Consider the following 15,302-nt stretch of genomic DNA (forward strand, 5'->3'; position numbering starts at 1 on the left):
CAGCCTAGGCGTCGAGCCGCGTGAGCCACCCGTGGCGGTCCGCGATGCGGCCGTACTGGATGTCGGTGAGCTCCGAGCGGATCGACATGGTGAGCTCGCCGGCCGGGGCGGTCGGGTCTCCGACGGAGAACCCCTCCCCCTTGAGCTCGCCGATGGGAGTGATGACGGCGGCCGTCCCGCACGCGAAGACCTCGGCGATCTCGCCGGAGGCGACCCCGTCCCGCCACTCGTCGATGAGGACCTCGCGCTCCTCCACCTCGATGCCGCGGTCGCGCACGAGCTGGATGATGCTCTCCCGCGTGACGCCCTCGAGGATCGCGCCGGAGAGCGCCGGGGTCACGACGCGGCCGTCGCGGTAGACGAGGAAGACGTTCATCCCGCCGAGCTCGTCGACGCGCGTGCCGGTCTCCGCATCGAGGAACAGGACCTGGGCGCAGCCGTTGGCCGCCGCCTCGTTCTGAGGGAGGAGCGATGCGGCGTAGTTTCCGCCGCACTTCGCGGCGCCCGTCCCGCCACGACCCGCCCGCGAGTACTCGGTGGACAGCCAGATCGACACGGGCTTCACTCCCCCGGTGAAGTAGGCGCCGGCCGGGCTCGCGATCACGTAGTAGCCCACGCGCTGCGCCGAACGCACGCCGAGGAACGATTCGTTCGCGATCATGAAGGGCCGGAGGTACAGGCTCTGGTCGTCACCGGACGGTACCCAGGCGAGATCCGTGCGGACCATCTCCTTCACCGAGTCGATGAACGTCTCGGTCGGGAGTTCGGGAAGCGCGAGCCGACGCGCCGACCGCTGCAGCCGCTCCGCGTTCTTCTCCGGACGGAACGTCCAGACGGAGCCGTCCGCGTGACGGTAGGCCTTGAGTCCCTCGAAGATCTCCTGGGCGTAGTGCAGCACGGAGGCGGCGGGGTCGAGCAGGAGCGGGCCGTACGGCTGAACGCGCGCGTCGTGCCAGCCTCCCTCGATCGTCCAGTCGATGGCGACCATGTGGTCCGTGAAGTGCTTGCCGAAGCCCGGTTCGGCGAGGATCTCCGCGCGCTCGGCGTCGGAGCGGGGGGACGTGGACGCGGTGCGGTCGAAGGCGAGCCGTTCCGCGGTGGGGGTGCTGCTCATGAGGGGTCCTTGGGTGCGTCGGTGGTGCGGTGGGAGACGGCGAGGGCGATCGCGTCGCCGATCTCACGGGTCGTGCGGGTCCGTCCGGCGCGATCCGCGATGTCCGCGGTGACCGCCTTCGTCACGGCGGCCGAGGCCTCCGCGAGTCCGAGGTGGTCGAGCAGGAGCGCCACGGAGAGGATCGCCGCCGTCGGGTCGGCCTTCTGGGTGCCCGCGATGTCGGGAGCCGAGCCGTGTACCGGCTCGAACATGCTCGGAGACGTGCCGTCCGGGTTGATGTTGCCGGAGGCCGCCAGGCCGATGCCGCCGCTGATCGCGCCGGCCAGATCGGTCAGGATGTCACCGAAGAGGTTGTCGGTGACCAGGACGTCGAATCTAGCAGGATTCGTGACGAGGAAGATCGTCGCCGCGTCGACGTGGAGGTAGTCGACCTCGACGTCTCGGAACTCCGTGCCGACCGCGTCCACGACGCGCTTCCACAGCGACCCGGCGAACGTGAGCACATTGGTCTTGTGCACGAGAGTGAGCTTCCGGCGACGCGACTGCGCCGTGCGGAACGCGTAGCGGACGACGCGCTCGACGCCGAACGCGGTGTTCACGGAGACCTCGTTCGCGATCTCGTGCGGCGTCCCGGTGCGGATACTGCCGCCGTTGCCCACGTACGGACCCTCCGTGCCCTCGCGTACGACGACGAAATCCACCTCGCCGGCGTCCGCGAGAGGGCTCGGGACCCCTGGATAGATCCGCGTCGGACGAAGGTTGACGTAGTGGTCGAGGGTGAACCGCAGCCGCAGGAGGAGACCACGCTCGATGTTCGCGCCGACGAGGCGCGGGTCCCCGGGCACGCCGCCGACAGCCCCGAGGAGGATCGCGTCGTGTGAGGCGATCGATGCGAGGTCGTCGTCGGTCAGGACGTCGCCCGTCTCGAGGTAGCGGGCGGCGCCGAGCGAGAAGGTGGTCTCGTCGAACTCGACGTCGTGGCCGGCCGTGACCGCATGGAGCACCTTGAGCGCTTCCGCGACGACCTCCGGTCCGATTCCATCTCCGGGGATGACGGCGAGTGAGACGGTGCGCGGCATGAGGCTCCTACTGGGGTCTGGATTGGCTCCAGCCTACCCGCGCGCCCAGCGCCGAACGCACGGACGCGATGGCGTCAGCGCGCCTTCCGGAGGGTGGTGCGGGCGACGACCATCGCCGCGACGATGAGCGCCGATCCGATCCACGCCGCCACACCGACCCCGCTGTCGAACGCGTCCCGCGCCGAGGCGAGCAGCGCCTCCCCGACCTCCGCGGGTACCTGCTCCGCGACGGAGACCGCTCCGCCGAGGGTCTCCCCCGCCGCGGCGCTCTGCGCATCGGTGAGGGACGCGGGGAGCGCGACGTTGGCGCGGTACGACGCCGTGAGGATGGTTCCGAGCACGGCCGTTCCCAGCACGGCACCGAGTTCGTAAGCCGTCTCGGACACCGCCGACGCCGCACCCGCCTTCTCGGCCGGAGCCGTCGCGATGATGAGCTCGTTGGACACCGTCTCGGCCGCGCCGATCCCGAGCCCGAGTCCCATGAAGATGAGCGCGAGCGCCACGGCCGTCAGCTGGCCGCCGGAGACCGCCACGAGCGCGTACGCCACCGCCGAGATGCTGAGGCCCACGGGGATGACGATCGACGGGCGCACGCGCTTCGCGATCGGCACCACGAGGAGCCCCGATGCGATCATGACGACGAGCCCTGGGACGAGGACGAGGCCGGCGTCGAGGGGCGACATCCCGAGCACGAGTTGCAGGTGCTGCGACACGAAGAACAGGCCGCCGACGAACGCCGTGACGCTCAGGAGGTTGACGCCCACGGCACCGCTGAACGAGCCGCGACGGAAGAGGCTCATGTCGAGCATGGGCGTCGATGCGCGCAGCTGCCTCCGCACGAACGCGAAGCCGCTCGCAAGGCCGATCACCACGCCCACAACCGAGTCGACGGCGAAGCCGTGGCTCGCGACGCTCTTGATCGCGTAGACGATCGGGAGCATCGTCGTGAGCGACAGCACGATGCTGATCGGGTCGATGGGGCCGGGCGCGGGATCCCGCGACTCGGGGACGAGCAGGGGTACCAGGATGACGAGCGGGACGAGGACGGGGACCGCGAGGAGGAACACGGATCCCCACCAGAAGTGCTCGAGCAGGATCCCGCCCACGATCGGTCCGAGGGCGCTCCCCCCGGCGAAACCCGACGCCCAGACGGCGATCGCGAGACGCCGCTGCTCCCGATCGACGAAGACGCTCCGCAGGAGCGACAGGGTCGATGGCATGAGCATCGCGCCGAAGACACCGAGGAGGGCGCGCGCGGCGATGAGGGCGGAGACGTCCGGAGCGAAGGCCGCGAGGGCGGACACGATACCGAAGCCGGTCGCACCGATCAGCAGGAGTCGCCGGCGACCGAAGCGGTCGCCGAGGCTGCCCATCGGCACGAGCAGGCCGGCGAGCACGAGCGGGTAGACATCGATCATCCAGAGCAACTGCACGCCGGTGGGACGCAATGCCTCCGAGATGGCCGGAAGGGCGAAGTTCAGCACGGTGTTGTCGACCGACACGAGGAGCACCGGGAGCATGAGGACCACGAGGGCGCCCCACTCTCGGAGACCGGCGCGGGGGCCGTTCGTGGTCGTGAGGGCGTCGGTGGACAAGGGGGTGCTCATGGTCGTGCCTTTCGGGATCGTCATCACTATACCGTCTGGTCGGTACAGTTGGCATCCCCGGCGCTCCTCCCTCACTACGATGGGCCGTATGGCCAGACCCGATTCGGCGCGCGACCGCATCCTCGACGCGTTCGAGGAGGTACTCGTCGCGAGCGGGGAACGGGCAGCGACCCTCGACGCCGTCGCCGCGGCCGCCGGGGTCTCGAAGGGCGGCCTGCTCTACCATTTCGCCTCCAAGGAGGCGCTCGTCGACGGCCTGATCGAGCGCCTCGACGCCTTCGTCGAAGCCGACGACGAGCGCATGCGCACTGCCGAGGAAGGCGCCGTCGACTACATCATCCGCACGTCGGTCGAGAGCGGCTCCCCCTTCGACCGGGCGCTCATCGCGATGTCCCGCCTGGCGCAGGGTTCACACGAGAAGGCGCGGACCGCACTCGCCTCGTTCCGCGCACGCTGGGAGACCGCGATCGCGGCCGCCGTGGGCGACCCCGCCGTCGCGCGCGCGGTCATGCTCGTGAGCGACGGGCTCTACTACAACTCGACGATGCTCGGCGCCTTCGAGACGCGCGATACGCGCGAGGGCGCGATGGACGAGCTGATCGCCGTGCTCGGACGGCTCACGCCGGCCGACGACCGCAGCAGCTGATACCGCCGCAGACCAGGACGGCCCGCCCTCCCGTCTTTCAGGGATGGCGGGCCGTCGCTGCCGGTCGGGTCTAGGCCGTGATGTCGATCGAGCGGATGACGCTCGCCTCGATCTCCCGTGACACCTCGACGAGCAGCTCGTCGGGGACGCGCGAGTCCACGGTGAGGACGCTCAACGCCTCTCCCCCGGCCTCGCGGCGGGCGATCTGCATTCCGGCGATGTTGATCTCGGCCTCGCCGAAGCGGCGTCCGTAGACCGCGACGATGCCGGGGCGGTCGCGGTAGAGCATGACGATGTGGTGGTCTGAGATCGGGACCTCGACGTCGTAGCCGTTGATCTCGACGATCTTCTCGATCTGCTTCGTCCCCGTGAGCGTGCCCGAGACGGAGATCTGCGATCCGTCGCTCAGTGCGCCGCGGAGGGTGATGACGTTGCGGTACTCGTCGCTCGCGCCGTCCACGATGAGGCGGACCTCGAGGCCGCGCTGCTCGGCGAGGAGCGGGGCGTTGACGTAGGACACGCTCTCGCTCACGACGTTCGTGAAGATTCCCTTGAGCGCGGCGAGGCGGAAGACGCTCACATCGTACTCGCTGAGGTCACCGTGCACCTCGATGTCCACGCTCGTGAGCGGGGAGTGGGTGAGACCGGAGAACACCTGTCCGAGCTTCTCGACGAGCGGGATGCCCGGGCGCACGTACGGATCGATGACACCGCCGGCGACGTTCACGGCGTCGGGGACGAGCTCACCCCCGAGCGCGAGGCGAACCGACTTGGCGACCGAGACGCCCGCCTTCTCCTGCGCCTCGTCCGTCGACGCACCGAGGTGCGGCGTGACGATGACGTTCTCGAGCCCGAGGAGCGAGGAACCCGTCGGCGGCTCGGACACGAACACGTCGAGGCCGGCACCGGCGATCGTCTTCGCGACGAGCGCGTCGTGGAGCGCGTCCTCGTCGATCAGTCCGCCGCGGGCGACGTTGACGATGAACGCCGTCGGCTTCATGAGCGCGAGCTGATCGGTGGAGATCATGCCGGTGGTCTCGGGCGTCTTCGGCATGTGGATCGTGATGAAGTCCGACTGGGCGAGAAGCTCCTCGAGCGAGAGGAGGCGGACACCCAGCTGCTGCGCTCGTGCGCTCGTGACGTAGGGGTCGTATGCCACGACGTCGACGCCGAAGGCCTGGAGCCGCGCGGTGATGAGGGCTCCGATGCGACCGAGACCGATGATGCCGACGGTCTTCTCGTAGAGCTCGACGCCGGTGTAGGCGGAGCGCTTCCACTGCCCCTGCGCGAGAGCGCTGTGCGCGGCGGGGATGTGGCGAGCGAGCGACAGGATGTGGCCGACCGTGAGCTCGGCGGCGGAGATGATGTTCGACGTGGGCGCGTTGACGACCATGACGCCGGCGGCCGTCGCGGCCTTGATGTCGACGTTGTCGAGACCGACACCGGCGCGCGCGATCACCTTGAGCTGCGGAGCGGCGGCGATCGCCTCGGCGTCGACCTTCGTCGCGGAACGGACGAGCACGGCGCTCGCGTCGGCCAGTGCGGCGAGCAGCGCAGCACGGTCGGTGCCGTCGACGGATCGGACGTCGAAGTCGGGCCCGAGGGCGTCGACGGTAGCCGGGGAGAGTTCTTCTGCGATCAGGACGATCGGTTGTGACACGGAGATTTCCTTCTGACGGCGCGGTGTGCGGACATGGATGCACGGAGTCGACTCGACGCGCCACAGACCGTTGGGGCGCAGCCGCGACCAGCCTAGTGCAGCCCCGCCGCGCGCCCCCGCCGTGTGACGTAGGGTGGACCGCCATGAGCATCGAGGTCGTGTCCCTGGTCGTCCGCGTCCTCCTGTCCGTCGCCTTCGTGGCCATGGGGGTCCTGCATTTCGTCCCGTCGGCGGCGAAGGGCATGGCTGCGATCATCCCGCCGGCGCTGCGGGGTTCCGACCCGCGCACGCCTCGACGATTCGTCGCCTTCACGGGTCTGTGCGAGATCGCGGGCGGCGTGGGGCTGCTCCTCCCCCCGCTCCAGACGGCGGCGGGGATCCTGCTCGCCGTCTTCCTCGTGGCGGTCTTCCCGGCCAACGCCTTCGCCGCTCGACACCCCGAGCGCTTCGGGCGGTTGGCTATCCCGTTCTGGCCCCGCCTGATCGGCCAGCTCGTCCTCATCGGCCTCTGCGTCTTCGCCGCCGTACGTTTCTGACCCCGATCCAGAGAGGTCAGGCGAGGAGCGTTCCGATGCCGTAGATCGCGAGTAGGTCGAGGGAGAGCGCCGCGACGACGACCGTCGCGGTCGCGTACGCGATCACGAGACTCACGAGTCCGGCACGACGTCCGAACCACAACACACCGAGGAAGGCCGCGACGGGCAGAACGATCGCGAAGACGAGCACGGCCCAGCCGACGGCCGACATGCTCGTCCCGAGCGCGGCGGCCGTGCCCGTGACGCCGAGCAGATTGCCGATCGCTTCCCAGACGTCGGCGGCGAGCAACAGGCCGAACACGACGGCGAGGGCCACCCGCGTCCACCGCGGAGCCACGCGCGGGGCGCGCTCCTCATCCCGCCGCACCATCACTGCACCCCCACGACGAGCGGCCACGGCACGAGGAGGACCGCACCGGCGATGAGGGCGGCGATGCGCTGCCAGACGGGGCGGGAGCGCGTGAACCACAAGCTCGCGAGGAACCACACGATCGGCGCGGCGGCGGCGAAGACGAGACCGAGGGAGAACATCGCGGCGCCGAGCACGTCGGTCGGGCCGAACACGGCCTGGAGCGGCGCGAGGACCGTCGCCCACCCGACAGCGTAGAGCAGATGCACACCGCCGAGCAGGCCGAGGAGCACGAGAGCGACGGATCCGAGCTGGCCCGCATCGGCCGCACGGGGGTCCACGTGATCGTCCGACACAGGTCCATCCGAACGCGCCGCGGCCCCGCTCGCTTCGTCCTGAGCACGACGGCGCGGCGTGCGCCCCTGGCGGTCGACACCGGCGTCGCGAACGGTTCGGGGTTCGGGCGACTCGTCACCGGCCCAACTCAGGGCATCGTCATCGTCCGCGCTCATCACTCCAGGCTACCGGCGCGATCCTGTGTGGATCCGTCACGACGAAGGGCCGCCCGGTCGCCCGGACGGCCCTCCCCTCGGTCTTCCGACCGACGACGTCGATCAGCGCGCGGCGCTGCCGTCGGTGTAGTCGTCGTCCTGCTGCTTCCATGCGAAGAGGGCGCGGAGCTCCTTGCCCGTCGCCTCGATGGGGTGAGCCTCGCCCTTTGCACGCAGCTCCTGGAACTCCGGCGCTCCGGCATCCTGGTCGTCGATGAAGCGCTTCGCGAAGGCACCCGACTGGATGTCCGCGAGAACGGCCTTCATGTTCTCCTTGACCGACGGGTCGATGACGCGCGGGCCCGAGACGTAGTCGCCGTACTCGGCGGTGTCGGAGACGCTCCAGCGCTGCTTCGCGATGCCGCCCTCCCACATGAGGTCGACGATGAGCTTGAGCTCGTGGAGCACCTCGAAGTACGCGATCTGCGGCTGGTAGCCCGCCTCGATGAGCGTCTCGAAGCCGTACTGGACGAGCTGCGAGGTGCCGCCGCAGAGCACGGCCTGCTCGCCGAAGAGGTCCGTCTCGGTCTCCTCGGTGAACGTGGTCTTGATCCCGCCGGCACGCAGGCCGCCGATCGCCTTGGCGTAGGACCAGGCGAGGTCCCAGGCCGACCCGGACGCGTCCTTCTCGACGGCCACGATGACGGGCACGCCGCGGCCGGCCTCGAACTCGCGACGCACGGTGTGACCGGGGCCCTTGGGCGCGACCATGAACACGTCGACACCCTCGGGGGCCTCGATGTAGCCGAAGCGGATGTTGAAGCCGTGGCCGAAGACGATGGCCTTGCCCTCGGTCAGCTGGTCCTTGATGGACTCGGAGAAGATCGTGCGCTGGTGCTGGTCGGGCGCGAGGATGACGATGACGTCGGCCCAGGCGGACGCGTCTGCGACGTTCTTGACCTCGAAGCCGGCCTCGGTGGCCTTCTGGATCGAGCCGGAGCCGTCCTTGAGCCCGACGACGACCTCGACGCCCGAGTCGCGGAGGTTCAGAGCGTGGGCGTGACCCTGCGATCCGTAGCCGATGACGGCGACCTTCTTGCCCTGGATGAGCGAGAGGTCGGCGTCCTGGTCGTAAGCGATGTCAGTCACTGTCGTGTTTCTCCTTGTTGTTGAGGTTCGTGAGTCAGTTCTTGAAGACGCGTTCGGAGATCGACTTCGATCCGCGTCCGATGGCGAGGAGGCCCGACTGGGCGATCTCCTTGATCCCGTAGGGCTCCAGCACACGCAGGAACGCCGTCGTCTTGCCCGAGTCGCCCGTGACCTCGATCACGAGGGCGTCCGTCGACACGTCGACGACGCGTGCGCGGAACAGGTTCACGGCCTCGAGCACCTGCGAGCGGGTCGTGTTGTCGACCCTGACCTTGATGAGCAGGTGCTCGCGCTGGACCGACTGATTCGGGTCGAGCTCGACGATCTTGATGACGTTGACGAGCTTGTTGAGCTGCTTCGTCACCTGCTCGAGCGGGAGAGTGTCGACATCCACCACGACGGTGATGCGCGAGAGTCCGTCGATCTCGCTCACGCCGACCGCGAGCGATTGGATGTTGAAGCCGCGACGGGCGAAGAGTCCGGCGACGCGCGTCAGCAGACCCGGCTTGTCCTCGACGAGGAGGCTCAGAACGTGGGCGGTCATCTCAGTCCTCCTCATCCCATGACGGGGCGTGTTCACGCGCGTACTGCACGTAGCTGTTGCTGACGCCCTGCGGCACCATCGGCCACACCATGGCGTCGGCGCTCACGACGAAGTCGATCACGACGGGACGGTCGTTGGTCTCGAGCGCGAGCTTGATGGCCGCGTCGACCTCGTCCTCGCTCGTGACGCGGATGCCGAGGCAGCCGTATGCCTCGGCGAGCTTCACGAAGTCCGGAACCCGGATGGTGTCGTGCCCGGTGTTCAGATCCGTGTTGGAGTAGCGGCCGTCGTAGAAGAGCGTCTGCCACTGCCGAACCATCCCGAGCGACGAGTTGTTGATGATCGCCACCTTGATCGGGATGTTGTTGATCGCACAGGTCGCGAGCTCCTGATTGGTCATCTGGAAGCAGCCGTCGCCGTCGATCGCCCACACGTCGCGGTCCGGTTGAGCCACCTTGGCACCCATGGCTGCGGGCACGGAGTATCCCATCGTGCCGGCGCCGCCCGAGTTGAGCCACGAGTTGGGGCGCTCGTACTTGATGAACTGGGCCGCCCACATCTGGTGCTGGCCGACACCGGAGGCGAAGACGCCCTCCGGACCGGTGATCTCGCCGATGCGCTGGATGACGTACTGCGGGGCGAGGAGCCCGTCCGTCGTGGGGGCGTAACCGAGCGGGAACTCCTCGCGGAGTCCGTTCAGGTAGGTCCACCAGTCGGCGATGTCGGGAGCGGTCTCGGCCGCCGCTGCCTTGTAAGCGGCGACGAGGTCGACGATGACGTCCTTCGCGTCGCCCACGATGGGCACGTCGGCGATGCGGATCTTCGAGATCTCGGCAGGGTCGACGTCCACGTGCACGACCTTGGCGTTCGGCGCGAAGAGCTCGGCCTTGCCCGTGACCCGGTCGTCGAACCGGGCGCCGAGGGCGATGAGGAGATCCGATTCCTGCAGGGCGAGGACCGCCGGGACCGTTCCGTGCATCCCCGGCATGCCGAGCTGCTGTTCGTGGGAATCGGGGAAGGCGCCACGGGCCATGAGCGTCGTGACGACCGGGGCCCCGGTGAGCTCGGCGAGCTCGAGCAGTTCCGCGGAGGCCTGGGCGCGAATCACGCCGCCGCCCACGTAGAGCACGGGCTTCTTCGCCTCCACGAACAACTGAGCGGCGGCCTGCACCTGCTTGCCGTGCGCCTTCGTGACGGGCCGGTAACCCGGGAGATCGATCTTCGGGGGCCAGATGAAGGGGGCGGTCGCCTGCTGGGCATCCTTCGTGATGTCCACGAGGACCGGACCGGGCCGCCCGGTCGACGCGATGTGGGCGGCGGCGGCGATGGTCGCCGGGATGTCCTTCGGATCCTTGACGAGGAACGAGTGCTTCGTGATCGGCATCGTGATACCCACGATGTCGGCCTCCTGGAAGGCGTCCGTGCCCATCAGGGTGGAGAACACCTGGCCGGTGATCGCGAGAAGCGGCACCGAGTCCATGTAGGCGTCGGCGATCGCCGTGACGAGGTTCGTCGCTCCCGGTCCCGACGTCGCGATGCAGACACCGAGGCGGTTGCTCGAGGAGGCGTACCCCTCGGCGGCATGGCCGGCGCCCTGTTCGTGCCGGACGAGGATGTGGCGGAGCTCGGTCGAGTCCATGAGCGGGTCGTAGACCGGGAGGATCGCTCCCCCGGGCAGACCGAAGATGTCGTCGATGCCGAGGAGCTCGAGGGTGCGGACGACCGCGGCAGCGCCCGTGATCGTCTCCGGCTCGGAGCCGGAGGCCGCGGGTTTCCGCGGCGGCGGAGTGGGGATGGGATCGGCAGACATGCACGTTTCCTTGACGATAGTGATCGATGGTCCGGCGGAGCCCACGCGGACTACCCGGTGATCGCACCCTCCGCGGCGGAGTGCACGAGCTTGGAGTATTTCGCGAGGACGCCACGGGTGTAGCGGGGAGGAAGAGGGGCCCAGCCTTCTCGGCGGGCAGCCAGCTCAGCGTCGTCGACAAGTAGGTCGAGAGAGCGAGCAGCGATATCGACCCGTATCAGATCACCATCGCGCACGAAGGCGATGGGACCTGCGTCCACCGCTTCGGGTGCTATGTGGCCGATGCACAGGCCGGTTGTGCCGCCTGAGAATCGTCCGTCCGTCAATAGTAATACATCTTTCCCGAGGCCAGCGCCCTTGATGGCGGCCGTGATCGCGAGCATCTCGCGCATCCCCGGCCCGCCCTTCGGTCCCTCGTAGCGGATGATGACGACGTCGCCGGCCGCGATCTTGCCCTCGGTGAGGGCGTCCATCGCGGCGCGCTCCCGTTCGAAGACGCGCGCGGGGCCCTCGAACACCTGCGCGTCGAAGCCGGCCGTCTTGACGACCGCACCCTCGGGGGCGAACGAACCCTTCAGGATCGTGAGTCCGCCGGTTGCGTGGATCGGGTTGTCGAGCGTCCGCAGCACCTTGCCGTCGAGCGGCTCGGGCTTGATGTCCGCGAGGTTCTCGGCGACGGTCTTGCCCGTGACGGTGAGGCAGTCTCCGTGCAGGAGACCGGCGTCGAGCAGCGCCTTCATGACGACGGGGACTCCCCCGTGGCGGTCGACGTCGTTCATGACGTACTGACCGAACGGCTTGAGGTCACCGATGTGCGGCACCTTGTCGCCGATGCGGTTGAAGTCGTCGAGGGTCAGCTCGACCTCGGCCTCGCGCGCGATCGCGAGCAGGTGGAGGACGACGTTCGTCGATCCGCCGAAGGCCATGGCCACGGCGATCGCGTTCTCGAAGGCCTCGCGCGTGAGGATCTGTCGGGCCGTGATGCCCTTCTTCAGCATGTTGACGACAGCCTCGCCCGAGCGGTGCGCGAAGTAGTCGCGGCGACGGTCGGCGGAGGGCGGGGAGGCGGAGCCGGGCAGGCTCATGCCGAGGGCCTCGGCCACCGAGGCCATCGTGTTCGCGGTGTACATGCCACCGCACGCGCCCTCGCCCGGCACGATCGCGCACTCGATGCGCTTGAGGTCTTCCTCGCTCATGTTGCCGGCCTTGCACGCGCCGACGGCCTCGAAGGAGTCGATGATCGTGACCTCCTTCTCGGTGCCGTCCGTGAGCTTCACCCAACCGGGGGCGACGGAGCCGGCGTAGAGGAAGACGGAGGCGAGGTCGAGGCGGGCCGCAGCCATGAGCATGCCGGGAAGCGACTTGTCGCAGCCCGCGAGCAGCACCGTGCCGTCGAGACGCTCGGCCATGACGACGGTCTCGACCGAGTCGGCGATGACCTCGCGCGAGACGAGGGAGAAGTGCATGCCCTCGTGGCCCATCGAGATGCCGTCGGAGACGGAGATGGTGCCGAATTGGAGGGGGTATCCGCCGCCGGAGTGGACGCCTTCCTTGGCGCCCTGGGCGAGACGGTCGAGGGAGAGGTTGCACGGCGTGATCTCGTTCCACGAGCTCGCGATGCCGATCTGGGGCTTGTCCCAGTCCTCGTCTCCCATGCCGACCGCGCGGAGCATGCCCCGGCTCGTGGTGGCTTCGATTCCGTCGGTGACCGCGCGCGACCGCGGTTTCACATCGATGTCTGGCATGTTACGAGTGTAGAACGCGCGGGGTGCCCTCTCGGCCATCCACCACGCGGTTCGTGGGTGGCCGCGTCAGCGCGAGCGCACGAACGCGGCGCGCAACTCGGCCAGCCGGGTCAGCACGAGCGCCATGTCGGTCGGCGCGGGCACGCGGAACGGCGCGAGGGTGTCCCCCGGGCCGACCTTCACGCCGACGTCGCCGTCGTGAAGCGCCCGGAAGGCGTCCTCGTCGGTCACGTCGTCGCCCGAGTAGAAGGTCGCGGAGGCGTCCACGTAGGCCCGGATGCGTTCGATCGCATCGCCCTTGGTCGCGGCCATCACGGAGAACTCTTCGACGTCCTTGCCGGGGCGAGCGGTGACGCCGGGCAACGAGGCGAGGACGCGTCGGCGCACGTCGTGCTGCGCGTCGAGCGCGACGTCGTCGTCGGCGTTCCGGAGATGCAGGGCATGTCCGGCCGGCTTCGTCTCGACGGCGGTCCCCGGGTGTCGGGAGGCGACCTCGCGGAGGATCGCGCCGAGCCGCTCGACGTCGGCGAGCTCGTCGGCGGTCAGCGAGAGCGGCGGAGCGCCCACCTCCATGCGGTACTCGGCCCCGTGGGAGCCGGCGAGGAGGATGTGGTCGCCCGCTCCGGAGACCGCGATGAGGGAATCGATCGCGCGTCCCGAGACGAGCGCGACCGACGTGCGGTTGAGCGCGGACAGCGCCTCGATCGCCTCGGCGGCCTCGGGCAGCGGGCCGGCCGCCTGGGGGTCGTCGACGTGCACGGAGATGTTGCCGTCGAAGTCGAGGGCGACGAGCAGCACGTCGGTCTCCGCGAGCCTCTGCAGGGCCGCGTCGAGGGGCCGTTCGATCGCGCTCACGAACCGGCCTCTTCGAGCTCGACGCCGTCCCGGGTCGGGGCCGATGAGCTGGCGGTCGCGTGGGAGGCGCGCGCGAGTTCCTCGAGGAAGGTCGCCGACCACTTCGCGACGTCGTTCTCGAGCACCTTGCGTCGGAGCGCCCGCATCCGCCGCTTCCGTTCGCGCGGATCCATCTCCACGGCGGTGACGATGGCCTCCTTCACGCCCTGGATATCGTGCGGATTGATGAGCAGCGACTGGCGGAGGTCGTCGGACGCACCAGCGAACTCGCTCAGGATCAGCACGCCGTCGCCGTCGATGCGCGAGGCCACATACTCCTTTGCGACGAGGTTCATGCCGTCGCGGAGAGCCGTCACGAGCATGACGTCGGCGGCGAGGTAGAGCGCCACCATCTCCTCGCGGGGGTAGCCGTGGTGGAGGTAGTGCACGGGAGCGGATCCGATAGCGCCGAAGTCGCCGTTGATGCGCCCCACGGTCATCTCGATCTCGTCACGCAGCTCCATGTACGCCGCGACCCGCTCACGGGACGGACTCGCTACCTGGATGAGCGTCGTGTCCGCCGCGTCGAGTCGACCGTCCTCGAGGAGCTCGGCGTAGGCCTTCAGCCGGTGCCGGATCCCCTTCGTGTAGTCGAGACGGTCCACGCCGAAGAGGACGGTCTTCGGGTTGCCGAGGTCCTCCCGGATCTGCCGAGCCCGTTCGACGACGTCGGGTCGTGCGGCGAGCTCGGCGAAGGACGCGGAGTCGATGGAGATCGGGAAGGCCCGGGCCACGACGGTGCGCGATCGTTCGGGGCGGCGCTCGTCGGTGTTCTCGAGTGGAACGCGGATCGACGAACCACGTGTCTCGTAGCCGAAGAGTCGTCGGACGGCGCGGGCGAAATTCCCTGCGTCGGCGGTGCGCTGGAAGCCGATCACGTCGGCACCGAGGAGACCGGTCAGGATCTGGCGACGCCAGGGCAACTGGGAGTAGAGGCCGTACGCGGGGAACGGGATGTGGTTGAAGAAGCCGATCGTGAGGTCCGGACGCTGCTCGCGCAGCAGACCGGGGACGAGCTGCAGCTGATAGTCATGGACCCAGACCGTCGCACCCTCGGACGCGAGGGCGGCGGCACGCTCGGCGAAACGTCGATTCACCGAGACGTAGGAGTCCCACCACTCGCGGTGGTAGCTCGGCTGGGCGATGACGTCGTGGTAGAGCGGCCAGAGCGTGTCGTTGGAGAAGCCTTCGTAGTAGCGCTCCACCTCCGTCTGGTCGAGCGAGACGGGCACCATCGTGATTCCGCCGTGCTCGAACGGCTCGACGTGCGTGTCCACGGAGCCCGGCCATCCGATCCAGGCACCGTCCGCCGACCGCATGACAGGCTCGAGCGCCGTCACGAGACCACCGGGAGAGAGCTTCCAGCCCTGGGTCCCATCGGGTTCGGTGACGCTGTCGACCGCGAGCCGGTTGGCGACGACGATGAAGTCGTACCTCTCCTCTTCGAGGTTCACGGAGTGGTCATGGTCGTCGGTTTCGTGCTGGGTGGCGATGATGGATCCCTTCCGCGCCGGACGGTGTTCAGGTTATCAGCGGGGCCTGGCCCCGACCGGGGGTGGACACCACGCGCGGGACCCGCCAAGGCCCTCCTCGCCGATCCATCGGCGCGGCCCTAGTCGAGCCATCGGTACGGCGCAAACCCTGCCTCCCGACACCCCGATCCGCTAGCGTTTCCCTC

At 69.0% G+C, this 15,302-nt stretch carries 14 protein-coding genes; 2 read left to right on the forward strand and 12 right to left on the reverse strand.

From position 1 onward, the window contains the following. Positions 1–4: 4 nt before the first annotated feature. The 3 genes from ELQ94_RS15835 to ELQ94_RS15845 all read right to left on the reverse strand — a co-directional run bounded on the left by ELQ94_RS15835 (position 5) and on the right by ELQ94_RS15845 (position 3,800). Positions 5–1,114, reverse strand: a complete 1,110-nt coding sequence (locus tag ELQ94_RS15835; RefSeq protein ID WP_127051334.1) for a branched-chain amino acid aminotransferase — start codon at positions 1,112–1,114, stop codon at positions 5–7. Next, complete coding sequence (locus ELQ94_RS15840; protein ID WP_127051335.1) at positions 1,111–2,193, reverse strand: 3-isopropylmalate dehydrogenase; 1,083 nt, start codon at positions 2,191–2,193, stop codon at positions 1,111–1,113. Before ELQ94_RS15840 ends, ELQ94_RS15835 begins: the two co-directional genes overlap by 4 nt. Positions 2,194–2,267: 74 nt before the next feature. Next, complete coding sequence (locus ELQ94_RS15845; protein ID WP_127051336.1) at positions 2,268–3,800, reverse strand: MFS transporter; 1,533 nt, start codon at positions 3,798–3,800, stop codon at positions 2,268–2,270. Between the two features lie 88 nt (positions 3,801–3,888). On the opposite strand from ELQ94_RS15845, the gene ELQ94_RS15850 reads away from it, so the two are divergent. Continuing rightward, complete coding sequence (locus ELQ94_RS15850; protein WP_127051337.1) at positions 3,889–4,446, forward strand: TetR/AcrR family transcriptional regulator; 558 nt, start codon at positions 3,889–3,891, stop codon at positions 4,444–4,446. Between the two features lie 70 nt (positions 4,447–4,516). Here the strand turns inward: ELQ94_RS15850 and serA are convergent, their stop codons facing one another. Further along, the gene (gene serA / locus ELQ94_RS15855; RefSeq protein WP_127051338.1) at positions 4,517–6,106 is read right to left on the reverse strand and encodes a phosphoglycerate dehydrogenase; all 1,590 of its coding nucleotides are present in this window, start codon (positions 6,104–6,106) and stop codon (positions 4,517–4,519) included. Positions 6,107–6,249: 143 nt separating this feature from the next. Here serA and ELQ94_RS15860 point away from each other — a divergent pair, with 143 nt between their 5' ends. After that, entirely contained in the window at positions 6,250–6,642 is a 393-nt protein-coding gene (locus ELQ94_RS15860; RefSeq protein WP_127051339.1) for a DoxX family protein, read from the forward strand. A gap of 16 nt (positions 6,643–6,658) precedes the next feature. Here ELQ94_RS15860 and ELQ94_RS15865 read toward each other — a convergent pair whose 3' ends face one another. From ELQ94_RS15865 to ELQ94_RS15900, 8 genes are all read right to left on the reverse strand, one after another. Continuing rightward, positions 6,659–7,012, reverse strand: a complete 354-nt coding sequence (locus ELQ94_RS15865; protein ID WP_127051340.1) for a hypothetical protein — start codon at positions 7,010–7,012, stop codon at positions 6,659–6,661. Next, the gene (locus ELQ94_RS15870; RefSeq protein WP_127051341.1) at positions 7,012–7,503 is read right to left on the reverse strand and encodes a hypothetical protein; all 492 of its coding nucleotides are present in this window, start codon (positions 7,501–7,503) and stop codon (positions 7,012–7,014) included. The genes ELQ94_RS15865 and ELQ94_RS15870 overlap by 1 nt, the downstream gene beginning before the upstream one ends. 102 nt (positions 7,504–7,605) lie before the next feature. Next, the gene (ilvC, locus tag ELQ94_RS15875) at positions 7,606–8,631 is read right to left on the reverse strand and encodes a ketol-acid reductoisomerase (RefSeq protein WP_127051342.1); all 1,026 of its coding nucleotides are present in this window, start codon (positions 8,629–8,631) and stop codon (positions 7,606–7,608) included. Positions 8,632–8,665: 34 nt separating this feature from the next. Continuing rightward, entirely contained in the window at positions 8,666–9,175 is a 510-nt protein-coding gene (ilvN, locus tag ELQ94_RS15880; RefSeq protein ID WP_127051343.1) for an acetolactate synthase small subunit, read from the reverse strand. Between the two features lies 1 nt (position 9,176). Beyond that, a complete protein-coding gene (locus ELQ94_RS15885) occupies positions 9,177–10,985 on the reverse strand; it encodes an acetolactate synthase large subunit (RefSeq protein WP_127051344.1) in 1,809 nt (602 codons plus the stop codon). Between the two features lie 50 nt (positions 10,986–11,035). Beyond that, positions 11,036–12,730: a dihydroxy-acid dehydratase gene (ilvD, locus tag ELQ94_RS15890; protein WP_127051345.1), complete on the reverse strand. Its 1,695-nt coding sequence runs from the start codon at positions 12,728–12,730 to the stop codon at positions 11,036–11,038. A gap of 66 nt (positions 12,731–12,796) precedes the next feature. Then, on the reverse strand, positions 12,797–13,585 hold the full coding sequence (gene otsB, locus ELQ94_RS15895) for a trehalose-phosphatase (protein ID WP_208007760.1): 789 nt from the start codon (positions 13,583–13,585) through the stop codon (positions 12,797–12,799). Continuing rightward, complete coding sequence (locus ELQ94_RS15900; protein WP_243697072.1) at positions 13,582–15,078, reverse strand: alpha,alpha-trehalose-phosphate synthase (UDP-forming); 1,497 nt, start codon at positions 15,076–15,078, stop codon at positions 13,582–13,584. The genes otsB and ELQ94_RS15900 overlap by 4 nt, the downstream gene beginning before the upstream one ends. Between the last annotated feature and the right edge of the window lie 224 nt (positions 15,079–15,302).

This window comes from Labedella endophytica (assembly GCF_003990045.1).
GTDB lineage: Bacteria > Actinomycetota > Actinomycetes > Actinomycetales > Microbacteriaceae > Labedella > Labedella endophytica.

What these genes read in the sequence shown, in the direction of transcription:
- ELQ94_RS15835 (WP_127051334.1), bottom strand. Translation starts at nt 1,114, where the DNA reads ATGAGCAGCACCCCCACCGCGGAACGGCTCGCCTTCGACCGCACCGCG.
- ELQ94_RS15840 (WP_127051335.1), bottom strand. Translation starts at nt 2,193, where the DNA reads ATGCCGCGCACCGTCTCACTCGCCGTCATCCCCGGAGATGGAATCGGA.
- ELQ94_RS15845 (WP_127051336.1), bottom strand. Translation starts at nt 3,800, where the DNA reads ATGAGCACCCCCTTGTCCACCGACGCCCTCACGACCACGAACGGCCCC.
- ELQ94_RS15850 (WP_127051337.1), top strand. Translation starts at nt 3,889, where the DNA reads ATGGCCAGACCCGATTCGGCGCGCGACCGCATCCTCGACGCGTTCGAG.
- ELQ94_RS15860 (WP_127051339.1), top strand. Translation starts at nt 6,250, where the DNA reads ATGAGCATCGAGGTCGTGTCCCTGGTCGTCCGCGTCCTCCTGTCCGTC.
- ELQ94_RS15865 (WP_127051340.1), bottom strand. Translation starts at nt 7,012, where the DNA reads ATGGTGCGGCGGGATGAGGAGCGCGCCCCGCGCGTGGCTCCGCGGTGG.
- ELQ94_RS15870 (WP_127051341.1), bottom strand. Translation starts at nt 7,503, where the DNA reads ATGAGCGCGGACGATGACGATGCCCTGAGTTGGGCCGGTGACGAGTCG.
- ilvN (WP_127051343.1), bottom strand. Translation starts at nt 9,175, where the DNA reads ATGACCGCCCACGTTCTGAGCCTCCTCGTCGAGGACAAGCCGGGTCTG.
- ELQ94_RS15885 (WP_127051344.1), bottom strand. Translation starts at nt 10,985, where the DNA reads ATGTCTGCCGATCCCATCCCCACTCCGCCGCCGCGGAAACCCGCGGCC.
- ilvD (WP_127051345.1), bottom strand. Translation starts at nt 12,730, where the DNA reads ATGCCAGACATCGATGTGAAACCGCGGTCGCGCGCGGTCACCGACGGA.